The organism is Solibacillus sp. CAU 1738 (assembly GCF_039888725.1).
Taxonomy (GTDB): domain Bacteria; phylum Bacillota; class Bacilli; order Bacillales_A; family Planococcaceae; genus Metasolibacillus.
In genome coordinates this window covers 70,389-90,273 of record NZ_JBDQQN010000008.1, presented here as the reverse complement: position 1 = coordinate 90,273, position 19,885 = coordinate 70,389, and the positions used below count along the sequence as shown (strand labels likewise).

Annotated in this window: 17 protein-coding genes; 13 read left to right on the top strand and 4 right to left on the bottom strand. The window is 36.7% G+C overall.

Annotated elements, in window-relative coordinates; translation table 11 throughout:
* The first annotated feature begins 237 nt into the window (after window positions 1-237).
* Window positions 238-993, top strand: coding sequence for an SDR family NAD(P)-dependent oxidoreductase (locus AAFN87_RS18055; RefSeq protein WP_347792452.1), 756 nt, complete (start codon window positions 238-240; stop codon window positions 991-993).
* A 96-nt stretch (window positions 994-1,089) separates the two neighbouring features.
* On the top strand, window positions 1,090-2,358 hold the full coding sequence (locus AAFN87_RS18050) for an MFS transporter (RefSeq protein WP_347792451.1): 1,269 nt from the start codon (window positions 1,090-1,092) through the stop codon (window positions 2,356-2,358).
* 208 nt (window positions 2,359-2,566) lie between these two features.
* On the opposite strand, the gene AAFN87_RS18045 is transcribed toward AAFN87_RS18050, so the two are convergent.
* The gene (locus AAFN87_RS18045; RefSeq protein WP_347792450.1) at window positions 2,567-3,100 is read right to left on the bottom strand and encodes an ECF transporter S component; all 534 of its coding nucleotides are present in this window, start codon (window positions 3,098-3,100) and stop codon (window positions 2,567-2,569) included.
* A gap of 416 nt (window positions 3,101-3,516) precedes the next feature.
* Here AAFN87_RS18045 and AAFN87_RS18040 point away from each other — a divergent pair, with 416 nt between their 5' ends.
* The 3 genes from AAFN87_RS18040 (at window position 3,517) to AAFN87_RS18030 (ending at window position 6,902) form a co-directional block, all read left to right on the top strand.
* On the top strand, window positions 3,517-4,827 hold the full coding sequence (locus AAFN87_RS18040; RefSeq protein ID WP_347792449.1) for a sensor histidine kinase: 1,311 nt from the start codon (window positions 3,517-3,519) through the stop codon (window positions 4,825-4,827).
* A gap of 136 nt (window positions 4,828-4,963) precedes the next feature.
* Entirely contained in the window at window positions 4,964-5,191 is a 228-nt protein-coding gene (locus AAFN87_RS18035) for a DUF1540 domain-containing protein (protein WP_347792448.1), read from the top strand.
* Between the two features lie 229 nt (window positions 5,192-5,420).
* Complete coding sequence (locus AAFN87_RS18030) at window positions 5,421-6,902, top strand: methyl-accepting chemotaxis protein (RefSeq protein WP_347792446.1); 1,482 nt, start codon at window positions 5,421-5,423, stop codon at window positions 6,900-6,902.
* 90 nt (window positions 6,903-6,992) lie between these two features.
* On the opposite strand, the gene guaC is transcribed toward AAFN87_RS18030, so the two are convergent.
* Window positions 6,993-7,976 (bottom strand): GMP reductase, encoded by a 984-nt coding sequence (gene guaC, locus AAFN87_RS18025; protein WP_347792445.1) that lies wholly within the window; start codon window positions 7,974-7,976, stop codon window positions 6,993-6,995.
* 563 nt (window positions 7,977-8,539) lie between these two features.
* Between guaC and AAFN87_RS18020 the strand changes: the two genes are divergently transcribed.
* From AAFN87_RS18020 to AAFN87_RS17990, 7 genes are all read left to right on the top strand, one after another.
* Window positions 8,540-10,597 carry a bifunctional diguanylate cyclase/phosphodiesterase gene (locus AAFN87_RS18020; RefSeq protein WP_347792444.1) on the top strand — a complete coding sequence of 686 codons (2,058 nt, stop codon included), beginning with the start codon at window positions 8,540-8,542 and terminating at the stop codon, window positions 10,595-10,597.
* A 311-nt stretch (window positions 10,598-10,908) separates the two neighbouring features.
* Complete coding sequence (locus AAFN87_RS18015; protein WP_347792443.1) at window positions 10,909-12,105, top strand: ABC transporter substrate-binding protein; 1,197 nt, start codon at window positions 10,909-10,911, stop codon at window positions 12,103-12,105.
* Window positions 12,106-12,198: 93 nt separating this feature from the next.
* A complete protein-coding gene (locus AAFN87_RS18010) occupies window positions 12,199-13,080 on the top strand; it encodes a branched-chain amino acid ABC transporter permease (RefSeq protein ID WP_347792442.1) in 882 nt (293 codons plus the stop codon).
* Between the two features lie 9 nt (window positions 13,081-13,089).
* On the top strand, window positions 13,090-14,028 hold the full coding sequence (locus tag AAFN87_RS18005; RefSeq protein WP_347792441.1) for a branched-chain amino acid ABC transporter permease: 939 nt from the start codon (window positions 13,090-13,092) through the stop codon (window positions 14,026-14,028).
* The gene (locus AAFN87_RS18000) at window positions 14,025-14,798 is read left to right on the top strand and encodes an ABC transporter ATP-binding protein (protein ID WP_347792440.1); all 774 of its coding nucleotides are present in this window, start codon (window positions 14,025-14,027) and stop codon (window positions 14,796-14,798) included. Before AAFN87_RS18005 ends, AAFN87_RS18000 begins: the two co-directional genes overlap by 4 nt.
* Before the next feature lies 1 nt (window position 14,799).
* Window positions 14,800-15,507, top strand: coding sequence for an ABC transporter ATP-binding protein (locus AAFN87_RS17995; protein WP_347792439.1), 708 nt, complete (start codon window positions 14,800-14,802; stop codon window positions 15,505-15,507).
* Between the two features lie 75 nt (window positions 15,508-15,582).
* Window positions 15,583-16,080 (top strand): cupin domain-containing protein, encoded by a 498-nt coding sequence (locus AAFN87_RS17990; protein WP_347792438.1) that lies wholly within the window; start codon window positions 15,583-15,585, stop codon window positions 16,078-16,080.
* Between the two features lie 93 nt (window positions 16,081-16,173).
* Here the strand turns inward: AAFN87_RS17990 and rluF are convergent, their stop codons facing one another.
* Together rluF and AAFN87_RS17980 are read right to left on the bottom strand one after the other, a co-directional pair.
* Window positions 16,174-16,875 (bottom strand): 23S rRNA pseudouridine(2604) synthase RluF, encoded by a 702-nt coding sequence (gene rluF / locus AAFN87_RS17985; RefSeq protein ID WP_347792437.1) that lies wholly within the window; start codon window positions 16,873-16,875, stop codon window positions 16,174-16,176.
* 51 nt (window positions 16,876-16,926) lie between these two features.
* Window positions 16,927-18,123: a polysaccharide deacetylase family protein gene (locus tag AAFN87_RS17980; protein ID WP_347792436.1), complete on the bottom strand. Its 1,197-nt coding sequence runs from the start codon at window positions 18,121-18,123 to the stop codon at window positions 16,927-16,929.
* Between the two features lie 226 nt (window positions 18,124-18,349).
* Between AAFN87_RS17980 and adh the strand changes: the two genes are divergently transcribed.
* Window positions 18,350-19,870 (top strand): aldehyde dehydrogenase, encoded by a 1,521-nt coding sequence (gene adh, locus AAFN87_RS17975; protein ID WP_347792435.1) that lies wholly within the window; start codon window positions 18,350-18,352, stop codon window positions 19,868-19,870.
* Window positions 19,871-19,885 lie beyond the last annotated feature (15 nt).

The window sequence follows — 19,885 nt, the reverse complement described above, 5'->3', positions numbered from 1 at the left end:
TATTATGGGTTACATAAAGTTACTCGGTTATTATTAGTTGCCTTGAGATTTCAAATTACTGGCGCCAAAATTTGAAATCAACGTACTTTATTTGTTTGTATTCTCTAAATGGTTTTGGGAATTTTAGAGATTGATATTCAGTTTAAAGGAAAAGCTAGATTATGAGAAGTAATCGCCCTACAGTTTCAAGTAATGTTAGGTACTTGTCAGAAATGTAGTCATTAAGGAGAAATAATCATGAAAAAACTTGATGGAAAAGTTGCAATTATCACTGGTGGCGCAGGCGGCATCGGTAGAGGCATGGCAACTGCATTTGTAAAAGAAGGTGCAAAAGTTGTAATCGTCGATTTAAACGAGGAAATTGGAAACCAAACAATTAAGGAATTACAAGAATACCAACCAGAAGCAATGTTTATTCAAGCGAATCTTGCAGAACATGACAAACTAGCAAATATTGTGACGCAAGTTGTTGAGAGATATGGCAAGCTAGATATTTTAGTAAACAATGCACATGCATCAAGAATGAATTCGATTGCAGATACGACTCAAGCAGATTTCGATTTATCATTTAATACAGGATTTTATCCAACATTCTACTTAATGCAAGCTGCACTACCATATTTAAAAGAAACAAAAGGGAATATCATCAACTTTGCATCTGGGGCGGGAATTAACGGAGATGTTAATCAAGGTTCTTATGCTGTTGCAAAAGAAGCGATCCGCGCTATAACTCGTGTAGCAGCGAATGAGTTTGGTCCATTCGGCATCAATGTTAACATCATTGCACCGATTGCTAAATCACCTGGTATGATTCAATGGGCTGAAGAAAACCCAGAGTATTACCAAGGCATGCTAGCTAAAATTCCTCTAAGAAGACTTGGTGAAATTGAGGATGACATCGGCCGTGTAGCAGTATTTTTAGCAAGTGAAGATTCTTCTTATATTACTGGACAAACTATTATGGTTGACGGCGGATCTATTAAATTACGTTAAATTTTAGTATAGTGCTTTACGTTTAAATCACATAAATGAGGCCACGTTTTTATTACGACATGGCAATAAAATAAATTAGAATATGAGGATTACATCATGAATCAACAACAAAAGAAAAAAATCCACTATGCGTGGATATTATTAATAGCTTTATCTATTATGGTCGGTGTAGGTAAAAACGGAATTTCAACTGCAGGTGGCTTATTCCTAACACCTGTTACTCAAGACTTAGGAATTGGTATGGGGAGCTTAACATTATACTTTAGTATTGCTTCTATTGTTACTATGATTTTCTTACCTATCGCAGGTAAATTAATGGCTAAATATGATATTAGATTAATATTAATTGTTTCTATTATTTTAATGGCTGGTTCATTCGCAATGTTTGGCTTCATGAGCTCGGTGTGGGGCTGGTATTTATTCAGTATTCCAATGGCAATCGGTTCAATTTTCATTACACAAATGGCAGGTCCTGTTTTAATCAATAACTGGTTTAAAAAACATAATGGTTTAGCGATCGGTATTATGGTAGCGATTGGTGGTGTACTTGGTGCAGTTATTCAGCCATTAGTAGCTAATTTAATTGCAACTCAAGGTTGGAGATTTACGTATATTGCTTTAGGTATCGGTGTAACAGCAATAATTATTCCAATTGTATTATTAGTTATTCGCATGGCTCCACAACAAAAAGGTTTACAACCATTAGGTATGGAAGAAGCTGGTGCTAGTCAAAATGCATCTGCTCAACAAGAAACATTAACTGGTATTGCGGCTTCAGTAGCAAAAAAATCTAGCGCATTTTTCTCGTTATTGGCGTTCTTCTTTATCATTACGTCAATCGCAAGTTTTGCCCAACATATTGCTCCGTTTGCAATGGGTATTGGTTATGATATTAAATTTGCTGGTAGCGCTCTAGGTGCAATGCAAATCGGTGTATTAATTGGAGCCTTATCTTTTGGTGTATTAAGCGATAAAATTGGTGCGAAAAGTACTGCTGTATTTGCAATGTTATTAGGTTTAGTGCCAGTTGGTATTTTCCTAACAGTGCCTGAAAACCCAACGTTATTTACAGTTGCTATTGGAATCTTTGGATTTGTTATTTCATCATTAGGAACATTAGGACCACTATTAACAACAGCCCTATTTGGTACTAAAGATTACAGTCAAATTTATTCAACAGCTGCAATTGGTTTAGCATTAGCAGGGATCGTTGCGTTACCTGGATATGGCTTTATTAAAGATATTACTGGTAGCTATACATTTGTACTGTATGGACTTGCTGGTATGTTTATTATAAATGCAGTTTTAGTATTGTTAGCATTTAAAGGTAAAAAGAAATTAGAAAAAGCAGGTTTATGGAAATAATTTTTCTGTGAGATTATATTAACATAGAGTAGTATGTTAATCTTAACTGTGAAAATTAATTTACATTTAATACTTTAGATTAGCTATATCGTGATTAGCGAAGTAATTATAAAGTTTCGTAAGCATAATTAAAGTAAAACCATTTTCTGAAAATTTTATATAAAAGTAAAGGCCGATATTCTATATAAATAGAAAATCGGCTTTTATATTATTTAAATAGAGGAACTTTTTTTAGTACAGCACAAACTGGAATGGCTACACAAATTCCTACAACATTTTGAAGGAGGTTTCCAGGAATAGATAATGAGGGTATAATCCAGCTATTAAATAGGACTAGTTCACAAATGTAATAACCCGCTATCATAAAGGGAATAGAACTAATGGTAGCTAATAGATTGAAAGTAAAACTACCTCCTTTGTGACCACTCGACCAGGCAATTTTTCCAACTATGTATCCTTGCAAACCACGAGTTAAAAAAGTAAAAGGTGCCCACAATGTCCAACCAGATATTAAATCGAATAAGCCCATACCAAAGGCACCTGCAATTGCCCCCTTTTTAGGGCCAAATAAGATGGATGCGATAAATAGCATTGCTGTTCCAAGATGAACTAAACCACCCTTTGCTGTAATAGGTAATTTAATATTAATAAAGAGAGTTGCAATGAAAACGAGTGCAATTAACATCGCGGTTAGAATTAAATTGAAAATTTGTATATTTGAATAGCTTTTTGTAGTCTCCATTGTCATTACCCTTTTCTTCCTTATTTATTAAGTTCTATTAAATTTAGCAAAGTATTGACCTATTTGAAAGTATCAATTTTGCATAAAGTAGTAGGGTCAGTTTATAAGGAAATAACAATATGTTTAGCCATGTAATAAGAACAAAAAAATTAATTTAGAATAAGGAGAAGGGCATAATATTAAAATGTCTTTCTCCTTTTTATATTTATTTGAAAGGCAATATTGCAACATCATTTTATCTATGTGAGATGCGCAGAGCATGTCTTCGGAAATTTATTATATTACAAACCAATATTTTTAAAATTACTATAGTATAATGCTATTGTTGAAAAGAAAGTTTTTGCTTGTACGTGCAATTAAGGGGATTTATGAGTTATCTACCTTTTTAATAAAAAGATGAGGAAGTACCAGTCTGTATGAAAAATCGTAAAATAAAACTAATTTTAATGTTATCGGCTGTCTTATTATTGTTGTTTACTAGTTTAAACGTTTATACCTCTTATGCGAAGATGAAAAAGACCGTTGAAGAGGCAATTACTAATCAAACTCTTGAAGCAGCAAAATCCATAGCTATATCGATAAATATAGAAGCCTATAAGCAATTTTTAAAAAATCCCGTGAGAAATGAATATTATTGGGAAATAAGAAGTTACTTAAATGATGTACGAGAAAAACTTAGCGCGTTAAATGTGTATACATTGGAAATTGATAATCCAAAAGTATCCAGAGCAATGATAGTAGGAGAGCCAGAGGAAATAAAAAAGAGTTTTCCTATTGGAGAGGTTTGTACAGTACCCGAAGCTCAGGTTAAGAAAGCCTATGAAGGTAATACATATGTAACAGGTGTTATTGAGGATCCCATTTATGGCACCTATGTTTCGGTTGGGGTACCAATAAAAGATGAAGTAGGGAAAATAATCGGCTATATAGGTATCGATATTGGCGCCAATACAATTAATGATATCAAATCGAAAGTTCTCGAAAATAATATTCTTCTCTTTGTGTTTAATGGCGTAGTTATTTTTGTCGTAATCATATCTTTCTGGTTTTTACAAAGATGGTATCAAAGAGAAGTAATGAAGGAAGTAGGATATACAGAGGATACATACCAAACAGAAATTAAATCATTAATCACCTCTGTCTCGTCTTTAAGGCATGATTTTACGAATCATATTCAAGTTTTACATGGGTTTCTACAATTAGAAGAAGTAGATCTTGCAAAGAATTATTTATCGTCTCTGTCTAAAGAAGTACAAGCAATTCAATCTCTCAAATTTAATATAGATCATCCTGGTCTTTCTGTTTTGTTACAAACAAAGAAGCTTGCTGCACAGAATCATCAAATCGAAATGGGTTTTACAATTTCTTGTAATTCATTTGATAATTTAAAAACAACAGATTTAATCAAAATATTATCGAATTTAATTGATAATGCTATTGATGCAGCTAAAGAGTTACCTGAGGGAGAACGAAAAATTTCGATTAGTTGTAATGCAGATGACAAGAAATATGTATTTAAAATTACGAATACAGGACCTGTAATAATAGAAAATGAATCTATTTTTAAACAAGGTTATACGACAAAAAAAGCCGAGCAGGGAAAGGTAAGAGGACAGGGTTTATTTATTGTGAAGGAAATAGTGAGTAAGTATAAGGGGAAAATCTCAATAAAATCAACTAATGAAATAGAAACTACAGCTATTGTGGAAATTCCTCGAAGCAAATGATGTATAAAAAATGATGCGCTTTAAGAAAAAATAAAAAACGCTGAAATGGACAAGATATACTTTGAGGAGTATGGATAAGAAGATGTTTCTTGTTCTATATTTTTCATGGTATTACAAATCAAAAAGGGGGAGAACTATGCCAAATGTAGAAGTGAACTGTACTGTATCAAATTGTGTTTTCCATGCAAAAGGAAATATTTGTGGGGCCGATAAAATTGTGATAGATATGGATTACCACTCAAAAGACAAAAATAATACAGAGTTTGCTTCTGATTTTAATCTCCACACTATGTCTGAAGAAGCCAGTCGTTCATCAGACACATGTTGTAAAACGTTTATTTCTAAAGAAAAAAACCACAATTAATTCTTCTTAGAGTAGGCGGGATAAGGGGCTATTTATAAGCCCTTTTTCTGTCGTTACAATCAGTTATTTCTTCAATAAATGTTCTTATATGGAAAAATATGTTGTTAAATATATACCATTATATAGAAAATGTATTGTATAAAATAGTTATATCATCTATTATATAGTGAAAAATATATATTCGGAAAAATCGAAAAGGATATAACTAAATGCTTATAAGGGGAATTATATGGAACAGAATGCTTACAATGTTCAACGTGTACATAATTTAAATTTATTTTTAACAACGGTGCTTGTTTTTTTAATTGTGACACCATTAGTTTTGAAAGATGGACTAAGCGGGGCGCTTATTTATATTGCAGCCGGAGTTAGCGTACTTATTCTTTCGACTATTAACTATTTTCTACCTATACCGTACAAAATAAAGGGTATTTTCTTCGCGCTACTCCCTGCGACAGTAATTTTCGTACTATTTATATTAGACGGTTACGCCTTAAATAAGCATTATATTTTATTATTTACAATTATTATGGCCGCTCTTTATTTTGATAAGAAAATTTTAGGCGTTTTTGGTGCAATCGTAATGGCCTATGTAATAGTAGTCTATGTATATAATGGTACAAGTTTTTTAGGTGTGGGTTCATCATTGCCACAGTTTTTCAGTGTATATGCGGTGTACGTAGGTGTTATTACGAGTTTATACTTTGTGACAGATTGGGGTAGCAAGCTTATTGCGGATGCCAAACAGAAAGAACTAGAAACAGAAGAGCTTTTAAAACAACTTGCTTCTACACTCTCAACAGTAGAAGTTGGGGCGGTGCAATTAAATGAGCATGTAAAAGATGTAGATACGAATGTGCAAACAATGTATACTTCAAGTGCTTCTGTACTCGATTCAGTACAGCACATAGCTACAGCGATTAATGATGAGGCAAAAATGGTTGGACAAGTCAATGAAGTCATGCACCAGTCTGCTATAAAAATGGATGAAACCGTGATTGTTTCTGAAGAGGTCGCACAACAATCAGAGCATATGAATAAACAAATGCAAAATAGCTGGAATAAAGTAAATGCAGTGACTATACAAATGCAAACGATGGAACGTACAATTTCGACAACAACGGAAACAGTCGATGATTTACAAGTTAGCTTGCAGACGGTTAATACTTTATTAAACGGTATTACGGATATCGCTGATCAAACAAACTTACTTGCTTTAAATGCAGCGATTGAAGCGGCAAGAGCAGGAGAGCACGGGAAAGGCTTTGCTGTAGTAGCTGATGAAGTACGTAAATTGGCAGAGCAAAGTGCGAGTACCGTTTCTGAAATTACTACAGTGACACAAAACCTGTTTAATAAATCAAGTATCGCACAACAGTACTCACATGAAGGGAAACAGGCGATTAGCGAGGGTCAGGCTTTATTACAAGAGATTGCAATTGCTGTACAAGAAGTAACACAATCCTTTGCTAAAACGAATGAACAACTACGCCTAAATACAGCGACAATTCAAGGCGCAACACATGAGTTCCAACAAGCGCAAATACAAATTCAACAAATCGCTCAAATTTCAGAAGAAAACTCGGCTTCCACAGAGCAAATTGTGAGCACGTTAAGATCGGAAAATGAATTAATTCAGTCGATTACGGAGTCATCACAACAATTAAATCATTTAAGTAATGAGTTACGTACATTAAGTAGTAACAGTTAAAAAGGTTCTTGCTCGCCATTGTGCTGGGCAAGAACCTTTCGTATTTTATGTGCTAGTTACGCAATTTAATCATTATTGCGTTGTGTCATATTAATATACTTTATCGCCATTAAAGATAGAGTTTTTCACGATAACATAATCAACGTTACGGATAGCATCTAGCTTCGTGCCGCCAGCATAAGAAATAGATGACTGAAGATCCTGTTCCATTTCAGTTAATGTATCTTTTAAGCTACCTTTATGCTCCACGTACATTTTTTTACCTTCGACGTTTTTCTTTTCGCCTTTTTGGAATTCAGATGCTGAGCCGAAGTATTCTTTCACTAGCTTGCCGTCGATTTCTATTGTTTCGCCTGGAGACTCTTCGTGACCAGCAAATAATGAACCAATCATTACCATAGATGCACCGAAGCGTACTGATTTAGCGATGTCGCCGTTTGTACGGATACCACCGTCTGCAATAATTGGCTTCGTTGCAGCTTTAGAACACCAACGTAGAGCAGCTAATTGCCATCCACCAGTACCGAAACCTGTTTTAATTTTTGTAATACAAACTTTTCCTGGTCCAATACCAACTTTAGTTGCATCGGCACCAGCATTTTCAAGCTCACGAACAGCTTCAGGTGTACCAACATTACCCGCAATAACAAAGCTAGCAGGCAAGTGCTTCTTAATATGCTGAATCATACGAATAACGGCATTTGAATGACCGTGTGCAATATCGATTGTTATGAATTCAGGTACTAGATTAGCTGCAGCTAACTCTTCAATGAAAGTATATTCTTCCTGTTTAACCCCAACACTTATTGAAGCAATTAAACTACGGCCTTGCATATTTTGAATGAACTCTACACGTTTTTCTGGATTAAAGCGGTGCATAATGTAAAAGTAACCGCTTTCAGCTAACTTCAGTGCAATATTCTCGTCGATAATAGTCTGCATATTTGCTGGAACAACAGGTAGTTTAAACGTGTGTCCACCTAAAGTAACAGATGTATCACATTCTGAACGGCTTTCTACAATACACTTCGCCGGAATTAATTGAATATCTTCATAGTCAAATACATTATCCATTAATAAACACTCCTAAATACGAATATTATCCGTATATTTTTTAAAAACATTCGCCATTTGGTAATTTAACTGATTTTCGGCCAATTGTCAAAGTATAATTTACGAAAAATATAAAAGAATTCAAAATCTAAGAAAAAACACGTGTTTTTGAAGTCTCTGCTTATTACAATTGGCATGTATTAAAACATCTATTTGGAGTACAGTTTGGACATGCTCGCATCTCTCTGAATTTATTGATATAAAAGGGTGAATATTTTCAGTTCTTTTTAAGATTTGGGGTTAATCCAGTACTAGAAAGCTTTGTACCGCAAACAGTGGAGTCGTTAGTCGCTTCGTTGTCTGAGGCGATTGTGAAAGAATTAGCTTAAATATACAAAAAGGTGTATATTCCTTTTTAAGGAAATATGACCTTTTTAATGGGTATTTAGGTTCAAATACTATAAAGTAATAGCTTCAATTTACATATATAAGGAATTTCCACTTGTAAATTTATAATAAATTCAATTTTTTTAAAGCATGGAGCGTAAAAGTTGTAGCATAAAGGAAAGAAGAGGTGAGATGAGATGTTTTCTATACCAAATGATTCATCAATAGTTCATATGGCAATGAATTTTTCACCGTGGATTGTTATTTTATCAGTAGCTACAGCATGGATTGGTTCTTTTACTGCGCTATCTTGTACGATTCGAATCGGGCAAAATAGCTTAATAAGTAAAAATATATGGCTGTTATTTGCATCTATTTCGATGACTTTAGGCGTATGGTCGATGCACTTTATAGGTATGGCCGCGCTCGATTTACCGGTGATGGTATCTCATAATTTATGGATTACGATACTGTCGTTATTACCCGTCATGATCGCTACTTTTCTTGCATTCTATTTTGTTAATCAGCCTCGAAAAAGGTTGCGTTTACATATTTTAGCTGGTGCATTAATGGGCATAGGCATATCAAGCATGCATTATTTAGGCATCTATGCGATGAAATTAGAAAATGTAAGTCATTACTACAATCCATGGATATTGAGTTTGTCTATAATAATATCAATTATAGTTTCTTTTATAGCACTATATTTTTTTTCTAACGTTCATACATATATACTCTTCATTTCCTCTCGTGTTGTCACATCTCTAGGACTAGCATTAGCAATTTCAAGTACACACTATTGTGGTATGTATGCGATGAAGCTTTACGTCGCACCATTACAAACGATGGCACACGTGGGAATGAATGAGGTAGACATGGTCGTGTTAACAAGTGGAGTAACGGTTAGCATCGTTTTAATTTTGGTGCTATTATTAGCGACAACTTTTATCGATCGATATATAGAAAATCGAATTCATTATTTTGATCCATTAACGAAATTACCGAATCGTCGTATATTCCAGGAAAGGATAGAGAAAATGTCGGAAGTAAGTGCAATTGCCGTTTGGAATTTCCGAGATTTGGAGTCGTATAATCAAGAGCATGGCTATTTATTTGTCGATCGACTTATTAGCCATTTATCGAAATTGCTCCTTTTATATTTACCACCGTTAACAGATTTATATCGTACACAAGGAAATCGATTTGCCTATGTAGCAAATGATGAGGCGGCAGCAAAGGAATTATATGCAAAATTACATGTTTTATCGGAGCATCTAAAAGAAGGCATTATTTTTGAAGGGAACGAAATAATATTACAAGGTGTATGTGTATATGTCCCTTCAGAAAATGAACACGTAAATACATTGAAAAAATTATATTCAAATAGTTTGTCGGTTATCAAATACCCTGGTACCGACAATAAATTAAATATTGTGCAGTACAATCCGAAGCTACATACGCGTAACTTCACGGAGGAAATTGTAGCGGATATAGACTGTGCAATAAGTCTTAATCATTTATTTCTCGTGTACCAACCGAAAGTCGATCCAAAAACGAATACTGTAAAAAGTGTTGAAGCACTCATACGTTGGCAGCACACTAAGTATGGCTTTTTATCTCCGGCCGTGTTCTTACCTATTTTTGAGGCAAATAATCGGATGGAAGATTTAACAGACTGGATTATCGACAAAGTATGCCAGCAATTAAAAATATGGGAAAATATGAGTGGTATGCCTAAGCAGGTGGCGATAAATATTCCAGGGCATTACTTGACATCTAGCAGATTAATGAAAGTTCTAAAAACGACAATCGATTTGTATAATATAAATGCCGATGCGATTGAGTTAGAAATTACGGAAACAAGTTTTGTGAAAACAATCGCAAGCGCCGAAAAAGTAGTGCGTGAATTTCGAACAGCTGGTTTTTCTGTAGCGCTGGATGATTTTGGTACAGGTGCTTCGTCTTTTTCTTATTTAAAGAAAATCCCTATTACAACATTGAAAATTGATAAATCATTTATCGATGATGTACCAATGTCAGCAAAAGATACCTCAATTATCAAATCAATGATACAGCTTGGGCAATCATTAAAAATGAAAGTCGTTGTAGAAGGTGTGGAAACGAAAGAACAAGTAGATTTTTTAATTCGCGAATGCGATGCACCACATATCCAAGGTTATTATTTTGCGAAGCCAATGAATCCTGATGAGCTCCTCGATTGGCAGCAATCTTTTCAACTACAATTAAATGTATAAAGTTAGGCGGTACTATGAGTAGGAAAAACTTATGGTACCGCCTATTTGTATACGTACTATTAGCTTTATCTTTATTGATATAAGTCATGTGGCATGTAGCACGTGGTTTAGAGGTAGAAATATTAATGAACTAATTAATAAAAAGTTATTAAATGAATAGATAAAAGTTCAATAGTTGAAGATTTTGGTGATGTTTGTATGTATTCAAAATTCTGAACATTCTGATATAAAAGTTAAGTAAGCTGCATATATACTCAATAACTATTTGAAAGTACAAAACATGTTAAAAAAACATTGAGGGGGAAGTTCGGATGAAACAACGTAAATTAAAGAAATTAGCTTCAATATTTTTAGCGTCTTCAGTTTTGGTAGGTGCGCTTGCGGGTTGTGGCACTTCAACGAGCGGAGGTAATTCTGTAAGCGATGATAGTGATACGATAAAAATTGGTGCAAATCTTGAGTTATCTGGAAACGTAGCATCGTACGGTTCATCTATTGGAGATGGCGCTACTTTAGCGGTAGAGGAGATTAACGCTAAAGGCGGTATTAACGGTAAGAAAATTGAGTTAATTAAAGTAGATAATAAATCCGAAAACTCAGAGGCGACATCTGCTGCAATTCGTTTAGCAGAGAAAGAAAAAGTAGTAGCAATGATTGGACCGGCGACATCTGGTAATACAGTAGCTACTGTATCAATTGCGGAAAAATATAAAGTACCGGTAGTAACGGCTTCAGGTACAGCTCCAAACGTAACAGAAAATAAGGATGGTAAAATTAATGATTACGCATTCCGAACATGCTTTATTGACCCATTCCAAGGGACAGTAGCAGCAAATTTTGCAACAGGTGAGCTCGGAGCGAAAAACGTAGCTATCTATGCCGACAATGCATCTGATTATGCAAAGGGTTTAGCAGCATCATTTAAAGAAACGATCTTAGCAAACGGCGGTAAAGTAGTAGCAGAGGAAGCATATGTAGCGAAAGATGTAGACTTCAAAGCTACATTAACTAAAATCAAATCAGCAAACCCCGATTTCGTTTTCATACCTGGTTATTATGAGGAAGTGGGTCTAATCGTCAAACAAGCACGTGAATTAGGCATTACTGTACCTCTAATGGGTGCAGATGGTTGGGACTCTCCAACTTTAGTGGACTTAGCTGGAGGGGATGCACTAAACAACACATATATTACAAACCACTATTCCTCTGAAGATCCAGATGCAACAATTCAAGAATTCGTAAAAGCTTTCAAAGCGAAATATAACGAAGCGCCAAACGCATTCCACGCATTAGGTTATGATACAGTGTATTTCTTAAAAGATGCTATTGAGCGTTCGGGAGATACTATTACTAGTGTAGGTATAAAAAATGCTTTAGCAGAAACTAAAGATTTAAGCCTAATTACAGGTACATTCACAGTAGATAAAAAGCATAACCCAGTTAAGTCAGCGACAGTTCTTGAATTTAAAAACGGTAGTCAAGTGTTCAATTCTAAAGTTAATCCTTAAATCTTCAGTGCAGTTAAAAAGGGAGGCGAGCTATGCCTCCCTTTTTACCGTTTTGTTGTTAACATAACTTTACTGGATAAGGGGTGAATAAACATGGAGTGGATACAACAATTAGTGAACGGAATTTCACTAGGAAGTATTTATGCATTAATTGCTCTAGGGTACACAATGGTGTACGGAATCATCAAGCTTATCAACTTCGCTCACGGTGATGTGTTTATGCTCGGTGCATTTATTGGTTTTTACGCAATAGTAAGATGGGATATGCATTTTATCTTAGCGCTTTTATTAGCAATGGTTTTATGTGCAGTCATTGGTGTAATTATAGAGCGAGTTGCTTACAAGCGTTTACGAAATGCAACAAGAATAGCGGCCTTAATTACAGCAATTGGAGTTTCATTATTAATTGAATATACGGTTATTTTCTTCCGTGTTCGCGGTGCATCTCCGGAAGCATATCCGGAAGTGTTAAAAAATAAGACAATCGATATTTTGGGTGTGCAAATTAGTACGCAATCGATTTTTATTTTAACAGTTTCAATCGTTTTAATGGTTTTATTACAATTTATTGTACACCAAACGAAAATCGGTAAGGCGATGCGTGCCGTATCACATGATGCGGATGCCGCACGTCTAATGGGGATCAACGTAGATAACACAATTTCAGCAACATTCGCAATCGGTTCAGCATTAGCAGGGGCAGCTGGTGTCATATTTGGTATTTACTATACGCGCATTGACCCGTTAATGGGGATTTTACCAGGCTTAAAGGCTTTCGTAGCAGCCGTACTTGGGGGGATTGGTATTATTCCAGGTGCGATGGTCGGTGGTTTAGTACTTGGGGTGGTTGAAACAGTAGTAAGTGCGCTCGGTTATTCTTTGTGGCGTGACGCAGCAGCGTTTGTCATATTAATCTTCATTTTAATTTTACGACCAGCGGGTATTTTTGGTAAAAACACCCGTGAGAAAGTGTAGGTGGGCTGTATGAAAAAGTCTAAAGTTTTTTGGGGCTATGCAGTTATAGCGCTTGTACTCTATGTAGTTGTGCAAGTTTTGATTTCTACCGGTGCGCTTAATTTATACTATCAAAACATGCTAATTACGATGTGTATTAACATTATGCTTGCGGTCAGCCTGCATATCGTTATCGGAATTACGGGTCAGTTCTCAATTGGTCACGCGGGTTTCTTAGCAGTAGGGGCGTACATTTCTGGAATATTTACAATGAATCTAGGCATGCCGTTTCCAATAGCCATTTTAGCAGGTTCAGCTGTAGCAATGCTTGCGGGTTTACTCGTAGGGATTCCAACGCTGCGTCTAAAAGGAGACTATTTAGCCATTGCGACACTTGGTTTTGCTGAAATTATCCGTATTATTTTCTTGAATATTGATTATGTTGGCGGTGCAGCTGGGATGCTAGTGGATTACCAAACAAACTGGACATATGCGTTCGTTGGCGTAGCGATCACTATTTTAGTCATCTCAAACTTTACGAATTCTCGCCACGGTCGTGCGTGTATTTCGATTCGAGAAGACGAAATTGCCGCTGATTCGATGGGGATTAACACAACTTACTATAAAGTTGTGGCGTTTGCGATTGGTTCGTTCTTTGCTGGGCTTGCAGGTGCAATTTACGCGCATAACTTTTATTTTATTCAACCTACAACTTTCGGTTTTCTAAAATCATTTGATATTTTAATAATCGTTGTACTTGGTGGCTTAGGAAGTCTTTCAGGTTCTGTCATTGCGGCGATTTTCTTAACAATCGTTTCAACGTATTTACAAGGCTTCCCTGAAACACGAATGATTATATATTCGCTTGTTTTAATTTTAGTAATGCTTTACCGTCCTACCGGTTTAATGGGTACGAAAGAAATGACGGATTTATTCAAGTTCAGTAAAAAAGGAGTTACGAAAGCATGAGTACTCTTCTTAATGTTGAAAACTTAGGGATTCAATTTGGCGGCTTAAAAGCGGTACAAAACGTCAATATGTATATGAATCGAGGAGAATTGATTGGCTTAATCGGTCCAAATGGTGCCGGGAAAACGACGGCGTTTAATATGTTAACGGGTGTATACGCGCCGACTGAGGGGACAATTACGTTCAACGGGAAACAAATACAAGGCCTTAGTCCATATAAAGTAACGCGCGGCGGTATTAGTCGCACGTTTCAAAATATACGTTTATTTAAAGAGTTATCGGTTTTAGATAACGTAAAAGTAGCAAACCACTCACTAGCGAATCATAATATTCTAACTTCCATCCTTCGCTTACGAAAGCATTTCAACGGTGAAGAGAAAATGGAACAGCAATCTTTAGCGTTCTTGAAAATTTTCGGCTTAGACATTTATAAAGATGAGCTTGCGAAAAATTTACCGTACGGCATGCAGCGTCGTCTAGAAATTGCGCGTGCACTTGCTGCGGGGCCAAAATTGCTGTTACTAGATGAACCAGCAGCGGGAATGAACCCTCAAGAAACACATGAATTAATGCGGTTAATTGCATTTATTCGAAAGGAATTCAACTTAACCATTTTATTAATTGAGCATGATATGCAGCTAGTTATGGGGATCTGTGAACGTATTTATGTGCTAGACCACGGGCAACTAATTGCGGATGGTACGCCAGCAGAAATCCGGGCAAACCCGAAAGTAATTGAAGCGTATTTAGGGGAGGAGGTGGCGGATTAATATGCTAAAAGTAAATGATATCGACGTATACTACGGGCATATTCAAGTTTTAAAAGGGATCTCCTTAGAAGTAAATGAAGGTGAGATTGTTACTTTAATAGGAGCAAATGGTGCAGGAAAAAGTACATTACTTAAAACGTTATCGGGTCTACTTAAACCGAAAAAAGGGTCCATTGAATATTTAGGCTCTAATATTGATGGCAAGGCTGCTCAATCTATCGTAAAAGCAGGTATTTCGCATGTGCCAGAAGGACGGCGCGTATTTGCTAATATGAGCGCTGAGGAAAATTTACAGCTTGGGGCGTATTTGCGCAAAGATCATGACGGGATTAAAAAGGATATGGAGCACGTGTATGAATTGTTTCCACGGCTGTTTGAACGCCGCAAGCAACAATCAGGTACACTATCTGGCGGTGAGCAACAGATGTTAGCGATGGGGCGTGCATTAATGGCGAAACCGAAGTTGCTATTAATGGATGAGCCGTCAATGGGCCTTGCACCACTTATGGTCAAAAATATATTCAATATTATCGAAATGGTTAACAAAGAGGGCGCAACGGTTCTGTTAGTTGAGCAAAATGCGAATATGGCACTATCTGTTGCGCATCGTGCGTACGTACTCGAAACGGGGAAAATCGTTCTGTCGGGCACAGCGAAAGAATTACAGGAACGTGATGAAGTAAAAGCGGCATATCTTGGTGGATTATAATGTATATGAGTTAACTTGTAGACCTTGCGATGTAGCTTTTTTTTCGATAAGGTGGAACGTGAGGAGTGATTTACTATGGCGCATACCGCTGAGTTTTATATTGAAAAAATGAATTTGGAAGCACATCCGGAAGGAGGGTACTATAAATCAACGTTTGCTGGAACAGAGGAAATGACAACACGTAATGTGTTAAGACCGTTGTATACAAGTATTTATTTCTTACTACGTTCAGAAGACATTTCGCATCTCCACCGTCTACAATCAGATGAGCTTTGGTATTATCACGGTGGCAGTCCCTTAACGGTACATATGATTTATCCGGATGGGACATATGAAGCGAAAAAATTAGGTCTTAATATAGATAATGGAGAAATGCCTCAAATATTAGTACCGAAGCATACAATTTTCGGTTCTTCTGTTGATGAGGCTAACACGTTTAGTTTAGTAGGCTGCATGGTAGCACCTGGTTTTGATTTTGCTGATTTTGAGCTGTTTACGCAGGATGAGCTACTGAAGGATTATCCGCAGCATGAGGCAGTTATTCGCAAAATGGCGTACGAGACATTAGATTAAGGCGACAATCTGGCTATAAGCATATGAAAAACGAACCGCTATCTTTCTTTGCGGTTCGTTTTTCTGTTGTCGCGCGGGAAGAATAAATGCTATTTAGTGTTGTTTGTAGTTTAAAAGCTTAAATAGGTCGTTGCGTTCTTTATCTGTTAAGTCTCGCCATTGACCTACTTTTAAATTGCCTATATGGATATTCATAATGCGAATACGTTGTAGGCGTTTTACTGAGTAGCCTAATGCTGAACACATCCGGCGAATTTGGCGATTAAGCCCTTGCTCTAAAATAATTTTGAAGACAGTATTTGATACTTTTTCGACGCGGCAAGGGAGTGTTTTCGTATCTAAAATTTCTACACCTGCACTCATATCACGCAAAAATTGATCTGTAATCGGTTTATCGACTTGTACTACATATTCTTTTTCGTGATGGTTCTCAGCACGTAATATTTCGTTGACGATATCACCGTCATTAGTTAGTAGTAATAATCCTTCAGAGTCTTTATCTAAACGACCAATGTGAAAAATGCGTAGTGGATGATTGATGAAATCCACAACATTCCCTTTAATATGTCTTTCTGTTGTGCTAGTAATGCCGACTGGTTTGTTCAGTACGATATACACGAGCTGTTCTTCTTTTGTGACAGGCTTGCCGTCTACACAAACGACGTCGCCTTCTTCTACGCGGCTGCCGATTGTTGCCGGCTCGCCGTTAATCGTTATTTTTCCTTCTTCAATCCATTTATCAGCACCGCGACGTGATACGATGCCTGCTTCTGCTAAATATTTATTTATGCGCATATTTTTCACCTTCATTTCGAATCATTCAATTGTGTGATCATACACAGTTGTTTAGTTATTGACGAGCTGTTTAAACTGGGCCAATGTTGTAGTCGCTTGAATAGGCACGCGCGGAACGTAAAGGCGCGGGCTATTAATTTTCGCTTTTCCGCCTTTATTTAAAAAGGCGAGTGATACACCACTATCGATTATCGCGATTTCTTGATTTTTAGAATACTTTCCATACGGATAAGCTAAATATTTTGGATTTGCTGCTGGATTTGCTCGTTGAATAATTTCCGTTGTATGTTGGAAATCTCGACGCAAATCATTTAACTTCGTATCTTGTAAATAGCCTCGACCAGTGTCGTAATTGAATCGGTGCAATGCATATGTGTGATGCTCTAAATCGATAATATCTGAAATCATTGCTAATTCTTTTAAGCCAGCAAATTGAACTTTTAGCATTTCAAATTCGGGTGCGTCTTCTTTTACACGATCGCCAATAATGAATGAAGCACCGCGCATATTATATTGTTTTAATATAGGATACACAAGATGCGGTATAGATAAATTACCATCATCAAATGTTAGCACGACAGCTTTTGCAGGTAAGTTTTGCTTGCGCTGTGTCCATAAGTCGAAATCTTGGAGAGTAATTGTCGTGAAGCCATTTTGTTTTAAATACTGCATTTGCTGTTCAAATAAATCGATATCATACACTGATAAATTATTATGAAAAGCTGTCTTTTTTTGATCTTTAACAAAATGGTGATAAATTAATACCGGCACACCTTTGTCGAGTTCAACATCCTTGAAATGGATATACCCTTTTCTACCACCGATAATCACCTCATAAAAATCGCCTTTACGCCCATTAGAGCTAATGCGCATATCTTTAGCGATTGTCGCAATCGGCTTGCCTTTCTTTTCATGCTTCGGGTAAACATTCGCAAAATTCACCGTATTAATTTCTACTTTATTAAGTATTCGTGCATTTGAAATCGCTGCATTTGAAGCAACTGCAAAGTGAGATGCAATTGATACCATACCATTACCGATCTGTATTTCCCATATATCCTCACCTTTTGTAGCTACAAAATGCTGCCCTTTATAAAGCGTAATATATTTTATTGGTTCATGCTGTAAATGTAAGCGAGCTACAGTATCTTGTGAAATCTCAATGGTCGTTTGCTTGGCCTCAGCGGTTTTTCCTACAAATAAAAAGAAAGAAAACGCGCATAAAGCCGTTAATAATATCCTCTTCAAAACAACAGCCTCCTTAAATAACGCTCATTTCATAATTTTACCCGAAACTCCGTGCAATAAGCGGAAATTAAATAAATTCAGTAAATTTAGAAAACTGAATTATATAATTTGAAATAAATCTTGTTTTCTGACAATATAATAATAGAAATACCTTTCTTCTAGTAGCAGTGGCAGCTTTGTGTATGGGTATGATCAACACACATTTCATGCAAGGGGGAGAATATTAATGGTTTATGCATTTCCAAACACAGCAGGGGCAGTAGTAGAGTTTAAGGAGCGTTATGACAACTACATTGGTGGTAAATGGACACCGCCAGTAAAAGGTCAGTATTTTGACAATGTAACGCCGGTAACAGGACAAGTATTTACGCAAGCAGCCCGTTCTACCGAAGAAGATATTGAACTAGCACTTGATGCCGCGCATGCAGCAAAAGATGCATGGGGTCATACATCTGCTACAGAACGCAGCAATATTTTATTGAAAATTGCAGACCGTATGGAAGCGAACCTTGAAATGTTAGCGGTAGCTGAAACGTGGGAGAATGGTAAGGCAGTACGTGAAACATTAAATGCAGATATTCCTTTAGCAATTGATCATTTCCGTTATTTTGCAGGAGCGCTTAGAGCACAAGAAGGGGCATTAAGCCAAATTGATGATGATACAGTAGCGTATCATTTCCATGAGCCGATTGGTGTTGTTGGGCAAATTATCCCGTGGAACTTCCCGATCCTAATGGCGGTATGGAAGCTAGCACCGGCTTTAGCAGCAGGCAACTGCGTTGTATTAAAGCCAGCAGAGCAGACTCCTGTATCAATTATGGTACTTGTCGAGCTGATCGCGGATTTATTACCACCAGGTGTGCTTAATATTGTAAACGGTTTCGGTCTAGAAGCAGGTAAACCCCTTGCATCAAATCCGCGCATCGGAAAAATCGCCTTCACTGGTGAAACAACGACGGGGCGCTTAATTATGCAATACGCTTCACAAAATTTAATTCCAGTAACGCTGGAATTAGGCGGAAAATCACCAAATATTTTCTTTGAAGATATTATGGATGCAGATGATGAACTTTTAGATAAAGCAGTTGAAGGTTTTGTATTATTCGCATTGAATCAAGGGGAAGTATGTACATGTCCTTCCCGTGCGTTAATCCAAGAGTCCATTTATGAGCCGTTTATGGAACGTGTATTACAGCGGATTGAAGCGATTACGACGGGTAACCCACTTGATCCGAATACGATGATGGGTGCACAGGCTTCGACAGAACAAATGGAAAAAATTCTATCTTATTTAGATATCGGTAAGCAAGAAGGGGCAGAATGTTTAATAGGAGGAGAGCGTAATGCATTAGAAGGCGATTTTGCAGAAGGTTATTATATTAAACCAACTGTTTTCAAAGGCCATAATAAAATGCGCATCTTCCAAGAGGAAATTTTTGGTCCGGTTGTAGCGGTAACAACATTTAAAACGAAAGAGGAAGCATTAGAAATCGCGAACGACACATTATATGGATTAGGGTCAGGTATTTGGACGCGCGATATGAATACGGCGTATCGCTTTGGCCGAGGCATTCAAGCTGGACGTGTTTGGACAAATTGCTACCATGCGTATCCTGCACATGCAGCATTCGGCGGCTATAAAATGTCTGGTGTCGGACGCGAAAATCATAAAATGATGTTAAGTCATTATCAGCAAACGAAAAACTTACTCGTGAGCTATAATCCAAATAAATTAGGCTTCTTCTAATCATTAGGAGGTGCA

Excerpts from the sequence above, each read along its gene's own strand:
- AAFN87_RS18045 (WP_347792450.1), bottom strand. The coding sequence starts at position 3,100 with ATGGAGACTACAAAAAGCTATTCAAATATACAAATTTTCAATTTAATT.
- adh (WP_347792435.1), top strand. The coding sequence starts at position 18,350 with ATGGTTTATGCATTTCCAAACACAGCAGGGGCAGTAGTAGAGTTTAAG.
- AAFN87_RS18010 (WP_347792442.1), top strand. The coding sequence starts at position 12,199 with ATGGAGTGGATACAACAATTAGTGAACGGAATTTCACTAGGAAGTATT.
- guaC (WP_347792445.1), bottom strand. The coding sequence starts at position 7,976 with ATGGATAATGTATTTGACTATGAAGATATTCAATTAATTCCGGCGAAG.
- AAFN87_RS17990 (WP_347792438.1), top strand. The coding sequence starts at position 15,583 with ATGGCGCATACCGCTGAGTTTTATATTGAAAAAATGAATTTGGAAGCA.
- AAFN87_RS18040 (WP_347792449.1), top strand. The coding sequence starts at position 3,517 with ATGAAAAATCGTAAAATAAAACTAATTTTAATGTTATCGGCTGTCTTA.
- AAFN87_RS17995 (WP_347792439.1), top strand. The coding sequence starts at position 14,800 with ATGCTAAAAGTAAATGATATCGACGTATACTACGGGCATATTCAAGTT.
- AAFN87_RS18005 (WP_347792441.1), top strand. The coding sequence starts at position 13,090 with ATGAAAAAGTCTAAAGTTTTTTGGGGCTATGCAGTTATAGCGCTTGTA.
- AAFN87_RS18000 (WP_347792440.1), top strand. The coding sequence starts at position 14,025 with ATGAGTACTCTTCTTAATGTTGAAAACTTAGGGATTCAATTTGGCGGC.
- AAFN87_RS18030 (WP_347792446.1), top strand. The coding sequence starts at position 5,421 with ATGGAACAGAATGCTTACAATGTTCAACGTGTACATAATTTAAATTTA.
- AAFN87_RS18055 (WP_347792452.1), top strand. The coding sequence starts at position 238 with ATGAAAAAACTTGATGGAAAAGTTGCAATTATCACTGGTGGCGCAGGC.
- rluF (WP_347792437.1), bottom strand. The coding sequence starts at position 16,875 with ATGCGCATAAATAAATATTTAGCAGAAGCAGGCATCGTATCACGTCGC.
- AAFN87_RS18015 (WP_347792443.1), top strand. The coding sequence starts at position 10,909 with ATGAAACAACGTAAATTAAAGAAATTAGCTTCAATATTTTTAGCGTCT.
- AAFN87_RS18035 (WP_347792448.1), top strand. The coding sequence starts at position 4,964 with ATGCCAAATGTAGAAGTGAACTGTACTGTATCAAATTGTGTTTTCCAT.
- AAFN87_RS18050 (WP_347792451.1), top strand. The coding sequence starts at position 1,090 with ATGAATCAACAACAAAAGAAAAAAATCCACTATGCGTGGATATTATTA.
- AAFN87_RS18020 (WP_347792444.1), top strand. The coding sequence starts at position 8,540 with ATGTTTTCTATACCAAATGATTCATCAATAGTTCATATGGCAATGAAT.